The organism is Pontibacter locisalis (assembly GCF_042684605.1).
GTDB classification, from domain to species: domain Bacteria; phylum Bacteroidota; class Bacteroidia; order Cytophagales; family Hymenobacteraceae; genus Pontibacter; species Pontibacter locisalis.
Window position 1 is genome coordinate 108,725 of sequence record NZ_JBHULU010000004.1, and the last position, 17,933, is coordinate 126,657.

The following is a 17,933-nucleotide window of genomic DNA, read 5'->3' on the forward strand; positions in this document are numbered from 1 at the left end:
TTCAGCAGAATACTGATATGTCTGATTTCATCGCTTATAAATCTTTGCCTCTTAGACTAAGGCTAAGGGTGATGATTTTGGGCTTGGTGCTTTTAAAATGAAGGTCTGTCGTTAATGTCGCAACTAGGGTATTCAAGGCCTCCCCTTTGTTCTTCCTCTTCCCTGTGGTGTTCCTTGTTTAATCTCTCCTGTCTGATCATCTTATCATGCGGATCTTCAGTAGGAACTCCAAAACTGCTGCCCCCATGCACTATATCCATATCTCCTGTAGTGTAGAAAATATCAGAAAGATGATCTCTTCCGCCTCTGTGCCTTTTCATAATGTCTCCTTTCTTGTTTGGGTGCTGGCATTAGTCCAACACAAGTTGATAAATTTATTGTACTATTATATACGAGGTGTGCGCAGAATATGTGGTGCAGAGAAGGATATAAATAATTCATTTACAAGCATATGCACTAAACAAAGAAAGACCTGCACAAATAAAATATTGCACAGGCCTTTCCTTTAAGTATAGCTTTTGATTTTATTTCTTTTTCTTCCCTTTCTTTTTTGAATGCTGTTGCTCTAACTCCTCTGCCTCTTTTATCAATGATTTCCAGTCATACTTAGCATCAGCGCTAAAGTCGATTGTGGCTTCATAGTCTTCTTTATCAACCTCCAACACTTTGATATCTTTGGTTAAGTAGGTTTGAATCTCGTTGAGTATAGGTTTCTCTTCAGGAGCACAAAAACTGACTGCGATTCCTTTATCTGTACCTCGGCCAGTACGGCCCACACGGTGCACGTAGTTCTCCGCCTGTTCAGGCAGATCATAATTTACAACATACTCTACCGCTGGTATATCAATTCCGCGAGCACTCACATCAGTTGCTATCAACAACTTCACCTCTCCTTTTTTGAATTTCCGCATTACATCCAGCCGGTCTTTTTGCTCTTTGCCACCATGAATGCTGATTGCCTTCACTCCCACACGCTCCATAGCCGCCACCACACGTTCTGCCCGTACTTTAGTGCGCACAAAAGCTAATATTTTCTTATCCGGGTTCTCCTTTACAATGCGCTCCAGGAAAAAACGCTTATCGTCCATATCCACATACATCACCGAGTGGTCCACATTTTTAGCCACCGGATCTTTGGGGGATATTTGAATTCGTACTGGTTTATTCACCAGTGAGTAAGCAAGCTCCTTTATTTTCTCGTTAATGGTAGCTGAGAAAAACAAAGTCTGGCGCTTACGGGGGAGTTTCGTGATCAACTGCCGGATATCATGAATAAAACCCAGGTCCAGCATGTGATCTGCCTCATCGAGAATTAGTACCTCTACACGGTGCAATTGAATATATCCCTGGCTTACAAGATCAAATAAACGCCCTGGAGTAGCTACAAGCACATCAATACCCGCTTCAAGCTTAGCAATCTGCGGGCCTTGCTCTACACCTCCGAACACACTAAAAGTTTTAACACGGGTACCACGCCCGATCTCTTCGAAGACTTCAGTAATTTGCAGTGCCAGTTCGCGTGTTGGCACCATCACCACACATTTAATACCATCGTCACGCTTTCGGTTTTTACCGTACTGCAACCTGTCTAACACAGGTATAGCAAAAGCAGCTGTTTTACCTGTGCCAGTCTGAGCAATAGCCAGCACATCCTCCCCTTTCATGATAGGCGGAATAGCTTTAAACTGTATGTCGGTTGGTTTCCTGAATCCTAACCTGCTTAAACTATTTTTTATCTCGTCGGAAATGCGGTAATCTTCAAACCTCATGGTACTGCTACTATAAATATTAATGTACTTTTATACCGTACGATAAAAGCAGACTACAAAGGTAGCTTATCTTTTTGTCATCTTAAGCCTAAGCCTTCAAACGGTAGCAACAGCTTTACATAGTGCTCCGAATTTTAGTCACCACTGTACACTAAACATAATTCAGCTTTCAGAGGCGCCAGGTTCTTTGATGTTATTCTTTCAGCATCTTTTTAAGGCCCATCTGTGCTAACAGAGAAATAAGAGTATAATTTTTAAACAAACTTCAAAAGCAATAGTTAAATGAACTTTAACGATAGTAATACTATTGTTCATAAAAGTTTAGATATCTTTGTGAAACAATTTGGCAGCACTAGTACTTAAAGAGCATAATTAATACAAACAGGTACAGAAGGAGCAAAAAATGAAGATGGACAAACACGATGGTGCAAAAACAGATGGCCACAAAAGTGTGTTTCGAGTAGTATATAAGGAAAATAAGACGAGAGTGAAATGGGCGATATAATCACAGACAAGAGGCTTACCCCAATGCAACGCTTCCTGAAGCTGCTTTCTGTTGAGCGTCGGGAGATACTGTACATGTATGTATATGCCATTGCCGCTGGACTTATAAGTCTTGCGCTTCCCCTGGGTATCCAGAGCATCATCGGCTTTGTTTCCAGTGGGCAGATAACAGTATCCGTGGTGGTACTGATAAGCTTGATTGTACTGGCCCTGCTTATTGTGGGCGGCCTGCAGGTGATGCAGTTGTGGCTGGTGGAGTTTATCCAGCAGCGTATTTTTGCGCGCACCGCCTCTGAGTTCGCATACAGGGTGCCGCGCTTCCAGCCAGAGGCACTGCTCAAGTACTACCCGCCCGAACTAATGAACCGTTTTTTTGATGTAGTAACGCTACAGAAGGGTGTTGCCAAAATATTAGTAGATTTTTCGACGGCAGTCATTCAGATTGTATTCGGCTTAATTCTGTTATCTTTTTATCACCCAACCTTTATCTTCTTTGGCATTTTCCTGGTGGTGGTGCTGGTATTTATTATTTGGGCAACAGGTCAAAGGGGTATTGAGACAAGTATAAAAGAATCAAAGTTCAAGTATAAACTAGTGGCCTGGCTGGAGGAGATGGCCCGCTCCCTGAGCACTTTCAAGCTTGTAGGAAGCACTAACCTGCCAATGGAGCGCACCAATACTTATGTAAAAAAATACCTGGAGGTCCGCAGGCAACACTTTAAGGTTCTCATGACGCAGTACTACAGCTTTGTGGGCTTTAAAACATTTATCACAGGCGGGTTACTGGTTTTAGGTTGTATTCTGGTGGTGCAGCAGGAGATTAACATTGGTCAGTTTGTGGCTTCAGAAATTATAATAATCCTGATCATGACAGCTGTAGAAAAGATTATGATAAAGCTTGACACAGTATATGATGTCATGACGAGCCTTGATAAGATAGGCCAGGTAACGGATCTCCCATTAGAAGAAGTAAGAGGAATTAAACTCGAGGACCTGCCTATGGATGGAGGTTTGAGCATACAGGCAAAAAACCTCCACTATAAGTTCCTTGATACAAAAAAGACCGCTCTCCAAGATGTCAACTTCACTGTACAACCATCAGAGCGAATCTGTCTGGCTGGCTTCAACAGCTCCGGCAAGAGTACGCTTATAAATATAATGCTAGGGCTTCTGCCCTCTTACGAAGGCAGTCTGACCTACAATGGGATTTCTTTGCACGATCTGCACAAGGGTAACCTACGCAGCCTTATTGGCGACAACATTTCTAAGGAACAGGTATTCGATGGCTCATTAATAGAGAACATTACACTTGGCCGCGATCTACCAATGAAAGATGTGCTCTGGGCAATAGAAGTCACCGGTCTTTCACAATTTGTGAATACCATGCCCGATGGGTTACATGCCTACCTTACTGGTGGCAGCATGCGTTTGCCGGGTAGTGTGGCCCGCAAAATTGTTTTAGCACGCAGCCTTGTACAGCGCCCTAAACTCCTGATCATAGATAATTACTGGGCTGGCATGGCAAAAAAGGATAAAATAGAATTCCTGCGCCTGCTTACGAACCCGCAGTTCGACTGGACCATGCTTATCGTATCTAACGACAAAGAAGTAATGGAGCTTTGCGACCGTACCTTAGTTCTTCAGGACGGCAAACAGCTGGCCTTCGGCAACTATGAGCAGATAAAGAGGCTTGATATTTTACAGGAATTAACTGATGTAATTACCTAAGCTATGGCTACCGAGCTAAAAGAATTTGACAATAAAAATAAGCCACAACTGGAGGTTATGTCGGAGGTGCAGACACCGGGACTTGGCCGCCACCTTACCTACTGGATTGCAGGTATATTCCTGATTATGTTTCTCTCGCTGTTCCTCCCCTGGACACAGAACATTCGCTCCGAGGGGGTACTTACAGCGCTCACTCCCCAGGACAGGCCACAGACAATAGAGGCAACCATTGCCGGACGTATTGAAGAATGGCATGTAATGGAAGGAGCTTATGTAAAGAAGGGCGACACCATAGCTAGCATCACTGAGATCAAGGAGAAATACATGGATCCTAATCTGTTGGCACGCTTAGGAGAGCAGGTGGATGCAAAGCAAGGAGCAGTAGAGGCCACAGAAGCCAAAGCACTGGCTATGCAGGAGCAGATCAGAGCGTTGCGTGAGGGCCTGGGATATAGCTTGCAGAAAGCCCGCAACAAAGTAGAGCAGACGCGCCTGAAACTGCAGAGCGACAGCATGGATATAGTAGCCCAACGCACTGACCTGGCTATTGCCGAATCTCAGTTTGAACGACAGGAGAACTTATATGAGCAGGGCCTGAAATCACTGACGGAACTGGAGCAGCGCCGCATGAAGCTACAGGAGGCACAGGCAAAGCTTCTCTCCCTCATCAACAAGTATGATGCTACAAAGGCCGAACTTCAGAACACCCGTACCGAATTAAACTCGCTACAGGCAGAGTATGCTGATAAGATTGCAAAGGCAGAAGCAGAATTAAGCTCTACCCGTTCCTATATCTATGGAACACAGGCAGATGTGGCAAAGCTACAGAGTGAGTACAGCAGCACAGAAGTTAGAAGCCAATATTACCAGATACTCGCCCCCCAGGACGGTTATGTGGTGAAAACACTGAAAGCCGGTATAGGCGAAACAATAAAAGAAGGAGAGGCATTGGCTACTATCATGCCTGAAGACCCACGGTTAGCCGCCGAACTTTACATTGATGCACTTGACCTGCCGCTTATCGAACGTGGGGATGAAGTACGCCTGCAATTTGAGGGTTGGCCTACACTGGTATTCTCAGGCTGGCCTGGTGTCAGTTTTGGTACGTTTGGAGGTGTGGTAGCTGTAATAGACAATACGGCTACCAATGGCAAATACCGTATGCTGGTGGTACAGGACCCTGACAAGGAGGAGTGGCCGGATGCATTACGTGTTGGCTCCGGTGTATACGGTTGGGCCATGTTAAACACAGTACCTATCTGGTATGAACTGTGGCGCCAGCTAAACAATTTCCCACCTGATTACTCAGACGGGAAGTACACATCAACAGAAGAAACAAAGAAAACAGAGACTCCTGCTTACGAGGAGTAACTTAGAGAATGAACTTTCTAATCAAGATAAGATCACTTAAGGTACTATTAGCTCTGCTCATTTTCGGCTGGGCTGGTGCTAAAGCGCAGGATACCACCCAGGTACTTACGCTACAGGAGTACCAGCAGCTAATCCTTGCAAATCATCCTGTCGCTTCGCAGGCAGCGCTCCTGACGGAGCAGGCAAGGCAGGAACTAAGGATGGCACGAGGACTTTTAGACCCGGTTATTGCGAGTAAATTTTCACGCAAAGAGTACGGGGGAAAAGATTACTATAGTTTGTGGAACAGCACGCTGCGTGTGCCCCTTTGGTTCGGACCTGAGCTGAGAGCTGGTTTTGAAAAGAACACCGGCCAGTTCCTTAACCCCGAAAACTCCACACCCGCTGAAGGATTAAGCTATGCTGGCATCTCTGTTCCGTTAGCACAGGGGCTTTTGATAGATGAGCGCCGGGCAACCATTCTACAAGCTAAGTTGATGCAGGGGATAGCCGAGGCGGAACGAGTAAAACTAATTAACAAGCTACTGCTGCAGGCTACAAAGGATTACTGGGAATGGTTATTACAGTACCGTACAGTACAGCTTTACCAGGAAGCACTGGAGTTAACAGATTTCAGGTTAAGGGCGGTGCGAGCGCGGGTTACGGAGGGAGACCTGGCTGCCATTGATACTGTGGAAGCATTGATGGCCCTGCAAGAAAGGAACGTATTATTGCAGCAGGCGCAGCTAGAGCTACAAAACGCACGCCTTCAAGTGGCACTCCACCTCTGGGCAGAGAACCAGGTACCTTTAGAACTGCAAACAGGAACAGTTCCGGTACTATTGGGTGCTGAAGTGAATGCTGTGACGCAGGAGGAGCTACAGGCTTTATTAACAGCCGCAAGAATTAACCACCCGGAGCTGGAAAAACTGATACTAAAAGGAGAACAACTGGAGGTGGAGCGCCGGTTTGCAGCAAATAAACTGCTGCCAAAGCTTAATGCTGAGTATAACGTGCTGCAGCGCGATTTCTACCTGCAGCCAGACGTGGTGGAGCAAGATCACCTGCAGGGAAACTATAAAATGGGGCTTAGTCTCAATTTCCCATTGTTTCTCAGAGAGGCTCGTGGCAAATTACAGCTAACAAAAGCAAAGCAAAGTATCAACAGCTTAGAACTCATACAGCAAACCCGTGAGGTTGCCAACACTGTGCAGGCTGTTTACAATGAACTACAGGCTTTACAGGAGCAGATACAATTACAAGAGCAGATGGTGGCCAATGCCCTTGCCCTGCGAAATGGCGAACAGATACGCTTTGAAAGCGGGGAAAGCTCTCTGTTCCTGATTAACTCCCGCGAAGTAAAGTTCCTGGAGGCCCAGGTAAAGCTTTATGCACTACGGACCAAATATGCCAAAGCTAAAACTACCCTCTACTGGGCTGCTGGAGAGATTCCTGTGGAATAGTAAGTGAGCTATCTTCTGGTCAACTACTTTGTACCTATCCCTTCCTGCCAAACCACTGCTGTACGGTAGTGGCTAATTGGTTGAAGTCGTTGCCACCGGTCCCGTAGGTGTCGTAAGCGAATTTGATGATGATTCCTGAAACCACCACAAGGAACAGTACCCGCACAAAGCCAACACCACGCTTAAGAGCAGTACGTGTTCCTAACTGTGACCCGATAACACTGCATACAGCCATCGGAATAGCCACTTCGTAAATAACATAACCCTTAAAGGCAAAGTAAAGGAGTGCAGAAAAATTGGTAGCTACGTTTACTACTTTAGAAGCTGCAGAAGCTGCCAAAAAGTTAAACCCGAAGATGCCAATAAAGATAAAGATGAGGAAGCTGCCTGTGCCAGGACCAAAGAAGCCATCATAAAAACCAATGGAAGCTCCAATTAAAAGTCCATAAAGTTTCTCTTTAGTCTCCGTTAGCTTCGGTGCGTGCAGTGCTCCAAAGTCTTTCCTGATAAAAGTATAGACAGCCACCAGAACAAGAAGCACAAGGATGAGCGGCTTCAACAAATTAGTATCCAGATGACTCAGCGCCCTGGCTCCCAGAAAGGAACAGGCAAAAGCTGCCAGTGCCGCGGGTAGTATAGCCAGGTAATTGATCTTAACCGTGCGCACATACCGTACCATGGCAGCCGTGGTACCGGCTATACCTGCAAATTTACCTGTCCCAAAAAGAGCCGGCAAGGGAGCCCCAGGTAAAAACACAAGTAAGGCCGGAAGCTGGATCAATCCTCCTCCTCCTACCACTGAATCAATAAACCCAGCCAGAAAAGCGAAAAAACACAGGTAAGCAATTGTCTCCATCAACGCACATTATAATAAATACACCCGCAAAAGAAGCTAACCATCAGCCAGATAGCCTTATCTTTCACCCTGCCAAAAAAGCTGCGCAAGTTAAGTTATTGCACCGTCACCTGGTGTAGCCAGCATGAAAAATTTATTCATCCTGCACCACTCACTTCAATGGCACTCTTCCTGGTTTTAAGCTGTTCCTGTTTTGCAATCTTTCTAATAAAACCCGTGATTAGGTTAGTACTTATCTATACACTGCTTTTTAGTACCCTTGTAAGCAGTACCGGATGCGATAAAGAAGCTTTAGCTGCACCGGAGACAATAGCAGAAAAAGAATATTACGTATCGTCGGAACTGATTGCTTCTGTTCCGAAAAGCATGCTGCAGTCCCTTGCAAAAACAGAAGGGTTCGGGGCTTATGTTAATGAAGTAAAATATGGTGTTTCGGTATATAAACTCCAGTACTTTACCACCTATCAGAATAAAGAAATAAAGGCCTCTGGCCTGGTTGTGGTACCCCAGAACATGACGACGCCGGCACCTGTTGTCAGTGCCCAGCACGGCACTATCTTTTCACAGCGTGATGCTCCAAGTAACTTTACCAGTCTCACCGGGTTTGAACTGTTTGCAGCCAATGGATACATCATGCTTATGCCTGATTATATTGGTTTTGGAGCATCAAAAGATATCTTTCACCCTTACTATGACCAGAAACACTCTGCCCTGGCAGTTGTGGATATGATCAAAGCGGCGCGTAAGTTTTATAAGGAGAAAAATGTGCTGGCAAACGATCAGCTCTTTCTGGTAGGCTATTCAGAGGGAGGTTATGTTACGCTGGCAGCTCAAAAAGAAATAGAGACGAATCCGCTTCACGGGTTAAAGGTGACAGCATCAGCCGCAGGCGCTGGTGGCTATGACTTAACAGCCATGCTAGCTGGTATAACATCAGGAGCAACATATACTTATCCGGCCTACCTGGCTTACGTGCTGCAGGCATACAACTATACCAATAGCTGGCACAGGCCTCTTTTAGAGTATTTTCAGGAGCCATATGCTTCCAGAATGCCTCAACTTTTTGATGGGAACCACAGCGGCAGCGCTATAAACAGGCAGCTTACCACAGATCCGGAAGAACTGTTTGCTCCTGCTTTTTTTGCAGCTTTGAAAGAGGCGAATGAGGAACTGACTTTAAAGCAGGCGTTACAGGCGAACAGCTTTCAAGATTGGGTACCGAAAAGCCCTACACGCCTCTACCATGGTACGTCAGATAATATTGTGCCTTACAGCAATTCAAAGATTACCTACGACCGCTTTATTTCTCAAGGAGCAAAGTATACGGAACTGATCCCAATAAAAGGCGGCACCCACAGCAATTCTTTTGTACCTATGCTACAATCCTTAGTGCCCTGGATGAAAGCTTTTTAGAAGCTTACCTAAGCGCGCTATCAAATTATTCTAGCCACTGAGCAGCTGCTCAGTGGCTAGAATAATTTGCAGGGGTATTTCATTAATATTTACTTACCGGTGCAAATTTTTAAGAGCTAATTTATAATATATACCATATGTTATTTGATATATATCTATATTCGCGGCTCCAAAATTAAAACCTTTTTATGAAAACATTTCTACTTGCAGTAGCGGCCTGTACCTTGGCTGCCTTCACTTCCTATGGACAAACAGTTTCTGCTGACTCCGCTGCCACACCGGAATTTAAGCCCCAGGCAAGACAATTTGCCACAGAGCTGAACGTAAACCCTTTTAACGGCACCATAAGCCTGAACAACTCTATAAATCAACTGAAGTTCAGGTACTTCACAACTCATAATTTTGCTGTACGCCTGGGCTTTAACGGCAGCAGAATAAGCGCTTCCTCTGAAAACTCAAATCCTTACGGCACAAACTCCTATCGTTTTAGCGAAGAGCGTAGCAGTACTACAATTGGCGTAAACCTTGGTATGGAAAAGCATTTTGCTGGCACTAAAAGATTATCTCCTTATGTGGGAGCAGACATTATAGTAGAAAACAAGTCCGCTTCTCATGATATCACTTCAGGACAGACGGAGACTAATGTTACTGGCGCATGGCGTATCACCAGCTACTCGTCAGGTTATCCGCCACAAACTATAATGAACTTTACTGAACGAGGTTACACCCGTTATGGACTTAATCTGGTATCGGGCTTCGACTTCTATATGGCAAAGAGCTTCTTCTTTGGTTATGAGGTGAATTTTGGCTTCAGTCAAACCAACTTCCATGATATTGAAGTGAAGCAGTCTGATATGAATTACAATAACCCGGACACAAAAAACACTTCGTTCTCATTCGGCCCTAACCTGGCGAATGGTTTCAGAATTGGCTATGTATTCTAAAGCAGGAGTAGAGTCATTCTTATGAAATCTTATATTATAAAGTCTCCACTCCTTCTTTTTATGTTTTCTCTCTTCCTGCTTCAGAGCTGTAAAGAGGAGGAGGACCTACATCCGGAAGTGCAGACCTTGGAGATTACTGCCGTTTCACCATCCAGCGCTACGCTAAAGGGAAATGTGGTTACAAAAGGTAAGTTCACCGTTTTAGACTATGGTTTTGTGTATGGGTACTCTCCGGATTTAAATGAGACCAGGGGCTCCAGAGTGTCTCTAGGAAAAGATCCACAAGCAGGAACGTACACGAAAGAGGTAACCGGGCTCAGTACACCTGGGAACTATTACTATGACCGCACCCTTTACGCCAGGGCTTTCCTTACAAACGAAAAGGGTACTGTATTTGGGCAGGTAGCATCTGTTACGCTTCCCTCTCCTAGAGTGCAAAGCATCATCCCTAGCAGCGGAAAAGCAGGTGACAGAATAACTATCAACGGAGACTTTTACACCAGCAATATAAGTGAAGTAGAGGTTATCTTCGGTAGCGTGTCTGCCAAAGTAGTGGAGGTGACTCCTTCTAAAGTTGTAGCGGAAGTGCCAATTGGGATTACATATAGTTACTACAACTATAACCAAACACCAGTAGCATTGAAAATGGCTAACCAAAGCTTTAATGTTACTTCGTCTTTTAAAGTTCTTGCCACTGTCAAAGACTTTGCCCCAAAGTCCGGGTATACCGGTACAACGCTAACTATATCTGGAGACAATCTTCCGACATCCTCTTATTACTACGGAGGGTTAAGAGTATACCTGGATCAACAGGAGGTTTCCATTACCAGCTACAGCAGCTCTGGCGTTCAGGTTGTTGTACCACATACTATTAGTTCGGCAAAGTTTACAGTTTCTGTTCTGGCTGATGGTGTTAAAACTACTTTACCAGGAGAGTTTACAGTAACTCCGCATACTGTATCATCTATTTCACCAAACTCCGGCTTACCCGGAAGTTCATTCTCTGTTTTTGGATCTAATTTCCCTGGCAGTTCCTACTACTATAACAGCAACGTGACTGTTAAGCTGGGAGATGTTCCGGCCAGTACATCTTTTGTTTCGTCGGGCCAGGTGAACGTAACTGTTCCTTATAACTTACCTGTAGGAAATTATACAGTTAAGGTAACGGCTGGCCCACACACGATAGATGCGCCACAACAGTACCAGGTTATTGCTCCCTCCATCACAGGCTTTTCACCAACTTCCGGAGGCATTGGAAGAGAAGTAACAATCAATGGTGTTTTTCTGCCTGGCCAATACTACACTGTTTATTTTGGCACTGTTTCGACGAGCTCATACTACTCCTCCTCTAATTCTATTCGGGTAAATGTACCTGCAGGAATAGATGCTGGTGCAGTAAAAATTGCTGTGCTACATGGCAACGAAAAACTAGTGGCAGAAGATAATTTTACGGTGCTGGCCCCATCCATTGCCTCCTTCTCACCCGCTTCTGGTGTGGCTGGATCAGTGGTAACTATAACAGGGTCTGGTTTTACTCCGAACCATTACACAACTGTTAAGTTTGGAACTGTGGCAACCACTGTATTGGGTGTAACCGAGAACACGATACGCGCAGTGGTACCTTCTGGAGTTACCGGGTCCATGAAAATAAGCGTTATCCATAACGGACAAACCCTTATCAGCACTGAAAACTTCACTGTTACCAACTAAACAGACAGAGATTATACAATAGGGGCCAGCATTTATGCTGGCCCCTATTTTTTTACTGTACTTCCAGAAAAAAAACCTACAGCCGCCCGCCCAGTACTACTTTTTCCTTATGCACACTTTTCTCGCCGTTAAGCCCAAACAACTCTATGTAAAACAGGTAGTATCCTATGTTTGCCTTAGTACCATCATCCCGTATCCCATTCCACTGAAAAAAGCCATTAGCTGCTAATAACTCATTCCGTACCAGCTTTCTGATTTCGCGCCCCTGTGCGTCAAAAATAGTAATGTTAGCCACCAAGCCAGTTTTATCAGTATGATAGTTGACGGTGGCAAAGTCCTCAACACCATCTCCATCCGGAGAAAAAACAAGTGGCTCTACCTTAAAAACCCGCTGTGCTGTTACTCCCTCCTGCAACTGTGAGTTTTTGTATCCTGGTGTGGCAAAAACAGTTGTAGCCGCAGAGTGAAAGTTACTGGCTACACTAGCTCCAGCAAGTCTAATCCGTTCCAGCGAAACACCATTTAAGTCATCTATTAAATCAAAATGCATGCGTTCGCTGTAGCTGAACCTGTCTGCTATTCTACTATCTTGCTGAAGCACTACAACAGTTCCGGCATCGTCTGGATAACTTGGCAGGCTGCTCATTTTCAGAAATGCCGCCGGAGGTGCTGCCGGATAGTTCATTTTGATATTCTCAGGATTAGCTGTGAGCACAACATATTGCCCCGGAGCCAGCACAAAATTTTCAGTGGTGATTGTTTTCTTGTTGCTTATTGTATCTCCACTCGTGTTTGCCAATTTCCAGTTTTGCAGATTGATGTACTTCGGACTGCGGTTTACCAGTTCCACAAAGTCTGATCCACCAGTACGTGGGTTAAATAGAATTTCGTTGATCACAACATCACCAGGCTCGGGGGCGGAGGGTAACGCAAAAGTATAGGTAACCGGCAGAGAACCTGAATTACCGGCACAATCTCTTACATTAGTGGTAGTTAGGGTATACAGCAGGCTCTCCTGTAGCGGACTAGCTAAAGTAAGTGTGGCTTCTGTAAATAGAGGCCCCTGCACTCGTACACCAGCTACTGCCAGACTTGGGTTAAGCCTATAATTTAAAGTCTGGGCTGCCTGCGCACTGTCTAATCGCTCGTCAAAACGCAGCAATAGCTTGTCAGGCGCAATGGCTGTTACATCTACAAGGGAAGGAGGTGTATTGTCAGGGTTAGAGGCCGAAACAGAGTTAGCTTGCGCAGGTGTACCTCCGCGGGGATTTACTGAAGCTGCCCAGTTTCCAATGCCGCCACACGGGTTGTTTACATCTATCATCTCCAGACTCCAGCCACCGTCCTTTTTGCTTGTGCTCTTGTACCATGTATCGGAATAGTTTATAGCATAGATCAGGCGCCCATTAGGCTGGCGTAACTGCAGCAGTTCACCGCCGTTATTCAGGCTCGGGAAGTTACTGATGCCAATCACTTTACCGAACCGGCTAAAACTCTGCACTTGACTATTGGGCACCACTACAGCATATTCTCCTGGCAACAACTGCACATTAGGCAAAGTGGTAGTAGCGGTGGCATCCGAATAACGGATCCCCTGCAGTGTGAGCACCTTGTCTGAAGTGGCATTGAATAACTCAAGGTACTCCTGTGCAGGCAGGCCTACCTCAGGAGTTTCGTCGGCCATGATCTCAGTAATAAGCAGCTCATTATAACCTGGCATAACTGCAGGAGGCACAAAGTTGAAGCTGCGATTTATCGGGTTACTTAGTTTGTTCCCATACAGATCTTGCAGGCTTGCTATAGTTAAGGCATTCTCTCCCACATTAAATGGCTGTCCGAATACCAGCCGTACCGTTCTCTCTCCAATCAACTCTGCCAGTATGGGCTTTCTGGAACCGTTCAAAGTATAATTCCTAAAGCTCTGTGCCTGTTCTGGCGTAAGCGGTTCATTGAAACGAAGCGTGAGTTCCTGCTGATTCAGTGTTTGCAGCTCCTCCAGTACCGGAGGCTGTGCATCTGTAATGCTAAAATCATCAAAGTAAAAGTTTCGGCTATTAGCAGATGTGTAGCGCAATAGCACCCCAAAATAATCAGAACGTTTATGAACAGCATCTACAGTAGTACCCTGACTTACATAATTTAGTCCGGCACCGCTTACATCTATACTTAGCTCCCATTCGTAGTCAACGCTCCTGGTAACACGCACACGCACTATGTTATTACTGGTGGCAACCGTTTTATCCTGCCCATTAATGATCATGACCGCTGTTTTACCAGCGTCTTTTCGGTAAAGACTAACTTCATCGGCAGTGTTCCCGATGCGGACAAAGTAGCCATTCACATCGTTCGCCTCCAGGTCCTCTTTATCTGCTATCAGATAGATATCGGCATAGTTTGTGGAGGAGGTTGCAAGCTTAAGGTTTGCCCAGAATTCCCAGGTAGTACCTGAAACAGCTTGTGAGGGCGTAACCAAGTGGAGCATAGTACCTGTAACAGCGGGTCCATTGCTTTGCAGCTGGTTTTGAGAGTTGATGATAAAGCTGCTTATGTCACCTGTCCAGGCGGGGCTTTTGGTAAAATCTCCGTCAGAAAAGCTATCCTGCAGTTGGGCTTGCACGAAGTATGGAAGTAGCAGTAAGATAGCTAGTAAAGTTTGCTTCATAGGCTGAATTGTGGATAAAACTTACTTAATTTGCAGCCGCGAGAGGGTAGGCTTAATCCGCTTTAAAGAAATTTAGAACTTTTACGGGAGCCGGGCTCGTTTGGGTATGAGAAGTTACAAGTGGAAGCTTTGAAATTAATGCCCTGGGAGGGCAATTTATCTGTTTCCTTCGCATAGATACTTAATACATTTAGTACATTAAATATATTCCTTAATGAAAGTAGCAGTAGTAGGCGCCACAGGATTGGTTGGCGGCGAAATTTTGAAAGTACTGGCGGAGCGTGACTTCCCGGTAACGGAGTTGTTGTTAGTTGCTTCTGAGAGATCTGTTGGTAAACAGATGGAATTTAAGGGAAAACAGATCAAAGTTATCGGGATGCAGGACGCGATTGCGGCTGCCCCGCAAATTGCCATTTTCTCTGCCGGCGGCAGCACTTCTACGGAGTGGGCTCCCAAGTTTGCTGAAGCAGGCATCGTTGTAGTAGATAACTCCTCTGCCTGGCGCATGGACCCTACTAAGAAACTGGTGGTTCCGGAGATAAACGCAAAAGAGTTGACAAAAGAAGATAAGATTATAGCAAACCCTAACTGCTCTACTATTCAAATGGTGGTGGCTTTGAATAAGCTACACGAAGAACTGAAGGCAAAGCGTATTGTGGTTAGCACTTACCAATCGGTAACAGGCACAGGCGTGAAGGCTGTAGACCAGCTGATGAACGAGCGTGCAGGTAAAGAGGGCGCGAAAGCTTATCCTTACACGATCGACCTGAATGTATTGCCGCATATCGATGTATTCCAGGACAACGGCTATACAAAAGAGGAGATGAAGATGATCCTGGAGACAAAGAAGATCATGAGCGACGATTCTATCCGCGTAACAGCGACGGCAGTGCGCATACCGGTAATGGGTGGCCACTCGGAATCTGTTAACGTGGAGTTTGAGAAGGACTTTACACTAGACGAAGTATACCACATATTGCGCGAAACAGAAGGTGTAAAGGTTGTGGATGACGTTAAGAACCTGCAGTACCCAATGCCTAAAGATGCCCACGGAAAAGATGAAGTATTGGTAGGCCGTGTACGCTTAGACGAAACCCAGCCGCGCACCCTGAACATGTGGATCGTAGCGGATAACCTACGTAAAGGAGCCGCTACCAATGCTGTGCAGATTGCGGAGTATTTAGTAAAGCATGAACTGGTGTAGGTTTAACTTTACAAGTAACTTGACAAGTATAATCATAAGATAAATGGGGACTCATAGTCCCCATTTATCTTATGAAGGAAGCCTGATAATTGCCTAAATTATATCGTTAGCTTAGATAAAATAACAACTATGTCTACCCAATCTATCTACACCGACAGGCTTATACTTGTACCTTTCATCTTGGAGGTTACTAACACCCTTTTAGCGGGCGATACGAGTATACTTCTAAAGCTCGGCCTGCAGCTTACCCCTTTCTGGCCCGATCAGGAAGCAATTGATACATTTCCGAAAATCATCAAAAACCTGGAGTTGGTACAGGAGCCTACTGGCTTTGAGTCGTACATGGTGGTGCACAGAGAGAGCATGACGGTAATTGGCGATGCCGGTTTTAAAGGCCTGCCCAATGCTGATGGCGAAGTGGATATCGGGTATGCTATTATAGCCCAAGCACAAAACAGAGGCTATGGTTTGGAAGCTGCCAAAGGCCTTACAAACTGGGCATTTCAGCAGCCAGGTGTAAAAGCGATTACAGCAAGATGTTTATTAGAGAATGCACCATCTGCAAGAGTACTCATAAAATTAGGAATGCAGCAGGTTACCACTACGGAAGAGTTTATTCGCTGGAAAATGTTTAACCCAAATTTACAGCCAAGTATAAGTAACTAAATAGAAAAAGCCGGCTAAACCGGCTTTTTCTATTTAGTTATTTCAGTTCCTTCCGGACATTTCCGCTCCATCAAATCCCGGATATTCTCTACACACTCTACAGGAATAAAAGTATAGACCTGTTCTTCTCCATTACAGTACTTGAACGAGGCAAATTCTGTACGACTTTTCGGGTAAACCCATTTATCTCCCTCACAGCCATACACGAAGAGCGGAAACTCGCTATAGATATAATCTATATAAGATACTACCTGCCCGTCGTTCACGAATAACAATCTATGCTGTCCTAAAGCTACAGGCTCTCCTTCCCATTTAAATCCGATGGCATCGCTGATAGACTTTTTATCATCGTTTGGCTGAAAATAATACATGGTGTCCCACTCAAAATCTGTTAGATCAGTCATTTGAATAGTTTTGTATCCCTTTGTTCCTGCCGCACCATCTGTTACAGCCTCCTCTAACTTCTCTTTCAGGCTATCATTACTATCAGAGCAACCAGCAAAGAGAAACAGAGCCAGAAGAGTCAATATATATACTTTCATCTTATTCAGAGCTTATCTTTTTGTACAACCGAGCAACAGCTAAACCCCTACCTCGCTTTCTTTTGGATGACGACCAAAAACTTTAGCAATCCAGCGTGGCAGGAAAACAGACCCCAGGATCAGGTAAGGATAATAGGTAATCAAACGGTAAAGCACCACCACAATGCTACTAAACCTACCCAGGAATAACCCGAAGAAACTTGGGAAAGCCATTTCTACAATACCAGCACCGCCAGGTGTAATGGCAATTAGCATTACGATCCAGAATATGAGATTCCGCGATATAATCAGGGCATGCTCACTTAGTGTTACATCCGTGAAGGCGGCAATCAAACAATTGAGCAGGAAATAGCGCGCACTCCATACAAAAATGGTAGAGATAATGGCCCGGGCCCAATAGTTAAAGTCTTTTCCTTTTAGCTGCTCCGATGCCCACATAATTTCATTACCATGCTGAAAGGCATTTACACGCCATTTGCGCAGGAAGCCAATGGAAGTAGCACGCAACAACAGCCACTTAAAAGCTCTTGGCCTGACAAACAGAGCATAGATCATTATGAAGGTATAAACCGCGATCAGGGCATAGCTGATGTAAAAGGCAGATTTAAGCTTGGCGACATCAGAAGGTTCCAGGTTAAAAGTAGGGAACACATCTCCCTGCGTAAGCAGCAATGCAATGGGAGCCGCAACAATAAAGAACATATTATCAAGTACTGCGGTCAGCATAACATAAGCCAGTGACTTGCCCAGTGGAATTCCCTCTTTGTTGAGGATTATTGTGGCAATAGTAGTACCCCCCACTACAGAAGGTGTGATAGCAGAAGCAAACTCCCACAGCATAATCACATCCAGGCTGTTGCGCCATGTAAGAAATTTATCTGTAAGGGAACGGATACGATACATGTAACCGGCATCACGAACAACCAGCACAGCTAACGCTGCTAATAGCCACCACATGTTAGCCTCTGCTATACCTTTAAGCTCGCTTACCTTATCATCCTTAATAAAAAGCCATACCGTAGCAGCCAACCCCAGAATAACTGGAATCAATATTTTGATGGGGCTAAAGCTTTTTAATATCGTTCTTTTATTCTTATCCATGTAAGGTGCTCATGGTTGCCG

14 protein-coding genes are annotated in these 17,933 nt (G+C 45.1%); 8 read left to right on the forward strand and 6 right to left on the reverse strand.

The genetic code is table 11. The features are described from left to right. Positions 1-92: 92 nt before the first annotated feature. Together ACFSRY_RS03595 and ACFSRY_RS03600 are read right to left on the reverse strand one after the other, a co-directional pair. Positions 93-320: a hypothetical protein gene (locus ACFSRY_RS03595; RefSeq protein WP_377503396.1), complete on the reverse strand. Its 228-nt coding sequence runs from the start codon at positions 318-320 to the stop codon at positions 93-95. 204 nt (positions 321-524) lie between these two features. Beyond that, positions 525-1,769: a DEAD/DEAH box helicase gene (locus ACFSRY_RS03600; RefSeq protein ID WP_377503397.1), complete on the reverse strand. Its 1,245-nt coding sequence runs from the start codon at positions 1,767-1,769 to the stop codon at positions 525-527. Positions 1,770-2,261: 492 nt separating this feature from the next. On the opposite strand from ACFSRY_RS03600, the gene ACFSRY_RS03605 reads away from it, so the two are divergent. Genes ACFSRY_RS03605 through ACFSRY_RS03615 form a run of 3 tightly spaced genes read left to right on the forward strand, consistent with a single transcriptional unit; the run spans position 2,262 to position 6,814 of the window. Then, a complete protein-coding gene (locus ACFSRY_RS03605) occupies positions 2,262-4,001 on the forward strand; it encodes a peptidase domain-containing ABC transporter (RefSeq protein WP_377503398.1) in 1,740 nt (579 codons plus the stop codon). A gap of 3 nt (positions 4,002-4,004) precedes the next feature. Beyond that, entirely contained in the window at positions 4,005-5,372 is a 1,368-nt protein-coding gene (locus ACFSRY_RS03610; RefSeq protein WP_377503399.1) for an HlyD family secretion protein, read from the forward strand. Between the two features lie 8 nt (positions 5,373-5,380). Then, positions 5,381-6,814 carry a TolC family protein gene (locus ACFSRY_RS03615; protein WP_377503400.1) on the forward strand — a complete coding sequence of 478 codons (1,434 nt, stop codon included), beginning with the start codon at positions 5,381-5,383 and terminating at the stop codon, positions 6,812-6,814. A 34-nt stretch (positions 6,815-6,848) separates the two neighbouring features. Here ACFSRY_RS03615 and ACFSRY_RS03620 read toward each other — a convergent pair whose 3' ends face one another. After that, on the reverse strand, positions 6,849-7,670 hold the full coding sequence (locus ACFSRY_RS03620) for a sulfite exporter TauE/SafE family protein (RefSeq protein WP_377503401.1): 822 nt from the start codon (positions 7,668-7,670) through the stop codon (positions 6,849-6,851). A 216-nt stretch (positions 7,671-7,886) separates the two neighbouring features. Between ACFSRY_RS03620 and ACFSRY_RS03625 the strand changes: the two genes are divergently transcribed. The 3 genes from ACFSRY_RS03625 (at position 7,887) to ACFSRY_RS03635 (ending at position 11,737) form a co-directional block, all read left to right on the forward strand. Further along, positions 7,887-9,083 (forward strand): lipase family protein, encoded by a 1,197-nt coding sequence (locus tag ACFSRY_RS03625; protein WP_377503402.1) that lies wholly within the window; start codon positions 7,887-7,889, stop codon positions 9,081-9,083. Between the two features lie 188 nt (positions 9,084-9,271). Next, positions 9,272-10,027 carry a hypothetical protein gene (locus ACFSRY_RS03630; protein ID WP_377503403.1) on the forward strand — a complete coding sequence of 252 codons (756 nt, stop codon included), beginning with the start codon at positions 9,272-9,274 and terminating at the stop codon, positions 10,025-10,027. 21 nt (positions 10,028-10,048) lie between these two features. Then, entirely contained in the window at positions 10,049-11,737 is a 1,689-nt protein-coding gene (locus ACFSRY_RS03635) for an IPT/TIG domain-containing protein (protein ID WP_377503404.1), read from the forward strand. Between the two features lie 76 nt (positions 11,738-11,813). Here ACFSRY_RS03635 and ACFSRY_RS03640 read toward each other — a convergent pair whose 3' ends face one another. After that, entirely contained in the window at positions 11,814-14,399 is a 2,586-nt protein-coding gene (locus ACFSRY_RS03640) for a lamin tail domain-containing protein (RefSeq protein WP_377503405.1), read from the reverse strand. A gap of 214 nt (positions 14,400-14,613) precedes the next feature. Here ACFSRY_RS03640 and ACFSRY_RS03645 point away from each other — a divergent pair, with 214 nt between their 5' ends. Beyond that, on the forward strand, positions 14,614-15,603 hold the full coding sequence (locus tag ACFSRY_RS03645) for an aspartate-semialdehyde dehydrogenase (protein WP_377503406.1): 990 nt from the start codon (positions 14,614-14,616) through the stop codon (positions 15,601-15,603). A 129-nt stretch (positions 15,604-15,732) separates the two neighbouring features. Beyond that, entirely contained in the window at positions 15,733-16,269 is a 537-nt protein-coding gene (locus ACFSRY_RS03650) for a GNAT family N-acetyltransferase (RefSeq protein ID WP_377503407.1), read from the forward strand. A 29-nt stretch (positions 16,270-16,298) separates the two neighbouring features. Here the strand turns inward: ACFSRY_RS03650 and ACFSRY_RS03655 are convergent, their stop codons facing one another. Then, positions 16,299-16,811, reverse strand: coding sequence for a hypothetical protein (locus ACFSRY_RS03655; protein WP_377503408.1), 513 nt, complete (start codon positions 16,809-16,811; stop codon positions 16,299-16,301). A gap of 39 nt (positions 16,812-16,850) precedes the next feature. Beyond that, complete coding sequence (locus tag ACFSRY_RS03660; RefSeq protein ID WP_377503409.1) at positions 16,851-17,912, reverse strand: lysylphosphatidylglycerol synthase transmembrane domain-containing protein; 1,062 nt, start codon at positions 17,910-17,912, stop codon at positions 16,851-16,853. Positions 17,913-17,933: the final 21 nt, after the last annotated feature.

Excerpts from the sequence above, each read along its gene's own strand:
- ACFSRY_RS03595 (WP_377503396.1), bottom strand. The coding sequence starts at position 320 with ATGAAAAGGCACAGAGGCGGAAGAGATCATCTTTCTGATATTTTCTAC.
- ACFSRY_RS03600 (WP_377503397.1), bottom strand. The coding sequence starts at position 1,769 with ATGAGGTTTGAAGATTACCGCATTTCCGACGAGATAAAAAATAGTTTA.
- ACFSRY_RS03605 (WP_377503398.1), top strand. The coding sequence starts at position 2,262 with ATGGGCGATATAATCACAGACAAGAGGCTTACCCCAATGCAACGCTTC.
- ACFSRY_RS03610 (WP_377503399.1), top strand. The coding sequence starts at position 4,005 with ATGGCTACCGAGCTAAAAGAATTTGACAATAAAAATAAGCCACAACTG.
- ACFSRY_RS03615 (WP_377503400.1), top strand. The coding sequence starts at position 5,381 with ATGAACTTTCTAATCAAGATAAGATCACTTAAGGTACTATTAGCTCTG.
- ACFSRY_RS03620 (WP_377503401.1), bottom strand. The coding sequence starts at position 7,670 with ATGGAGACAATTGCTTACCTGTGTTTTTTCGCTTTTCTGGCTGGGTTT.
- ACFSRY_RS03630 (WP_377503403.1), top strand. The coding sequence starts at position 9,272 with ATGAAAACATTTCTACTTGCAGTAGCGGCCTGTACCTTGGCTGCCTTC.
- ACFSRY_RS03635 (WP_377503404.1), top strand. The coding sequence starts at position 10,049 with ATGAAATCTTATATTATAAAGTCTCCACTCCTTCTTTTTATGTTTTCT.
- ACFSRY_RS03640 (WP_377503405.1), bottom strand. The coding sequence starts at position 14,399 with ATGAAGCAAACTTTACTAGCTATCTTACTGCTACTTCCATACTTCGTG.
- ACFSRY_RS03645 (WP_377503406.1), top strand. The coding sequence starts at position 14,614 with ATGAAAGTAGCAGTAGTAGGCGCCACAGGATTGGTTGGCGGCGAAATT.
- ACFSRY_RS03650 (WP_377503407.1), top strand. The coding sequence starts at position 15,733 with ATGTCTACCCAATCTATCTACACCGACAGGCTTATACTTGTACCTTTC.
- ACFSRY_RS03655 (WP_377503408.1), bottom strand. The coding sequence starts at position 16,811 with ATGAAAGTATATATATTGACTCTTCTGGCTCTGTTTCTCTTTGCTGGT.
- ACFSRY_RS03660 (WP_377503409.1), bottom strand. The coding sequence starts at position 17,912 with ATGGATAAGAATAAAAGAACGATATTAAAAAGCTTTAGCCCCATCAAA.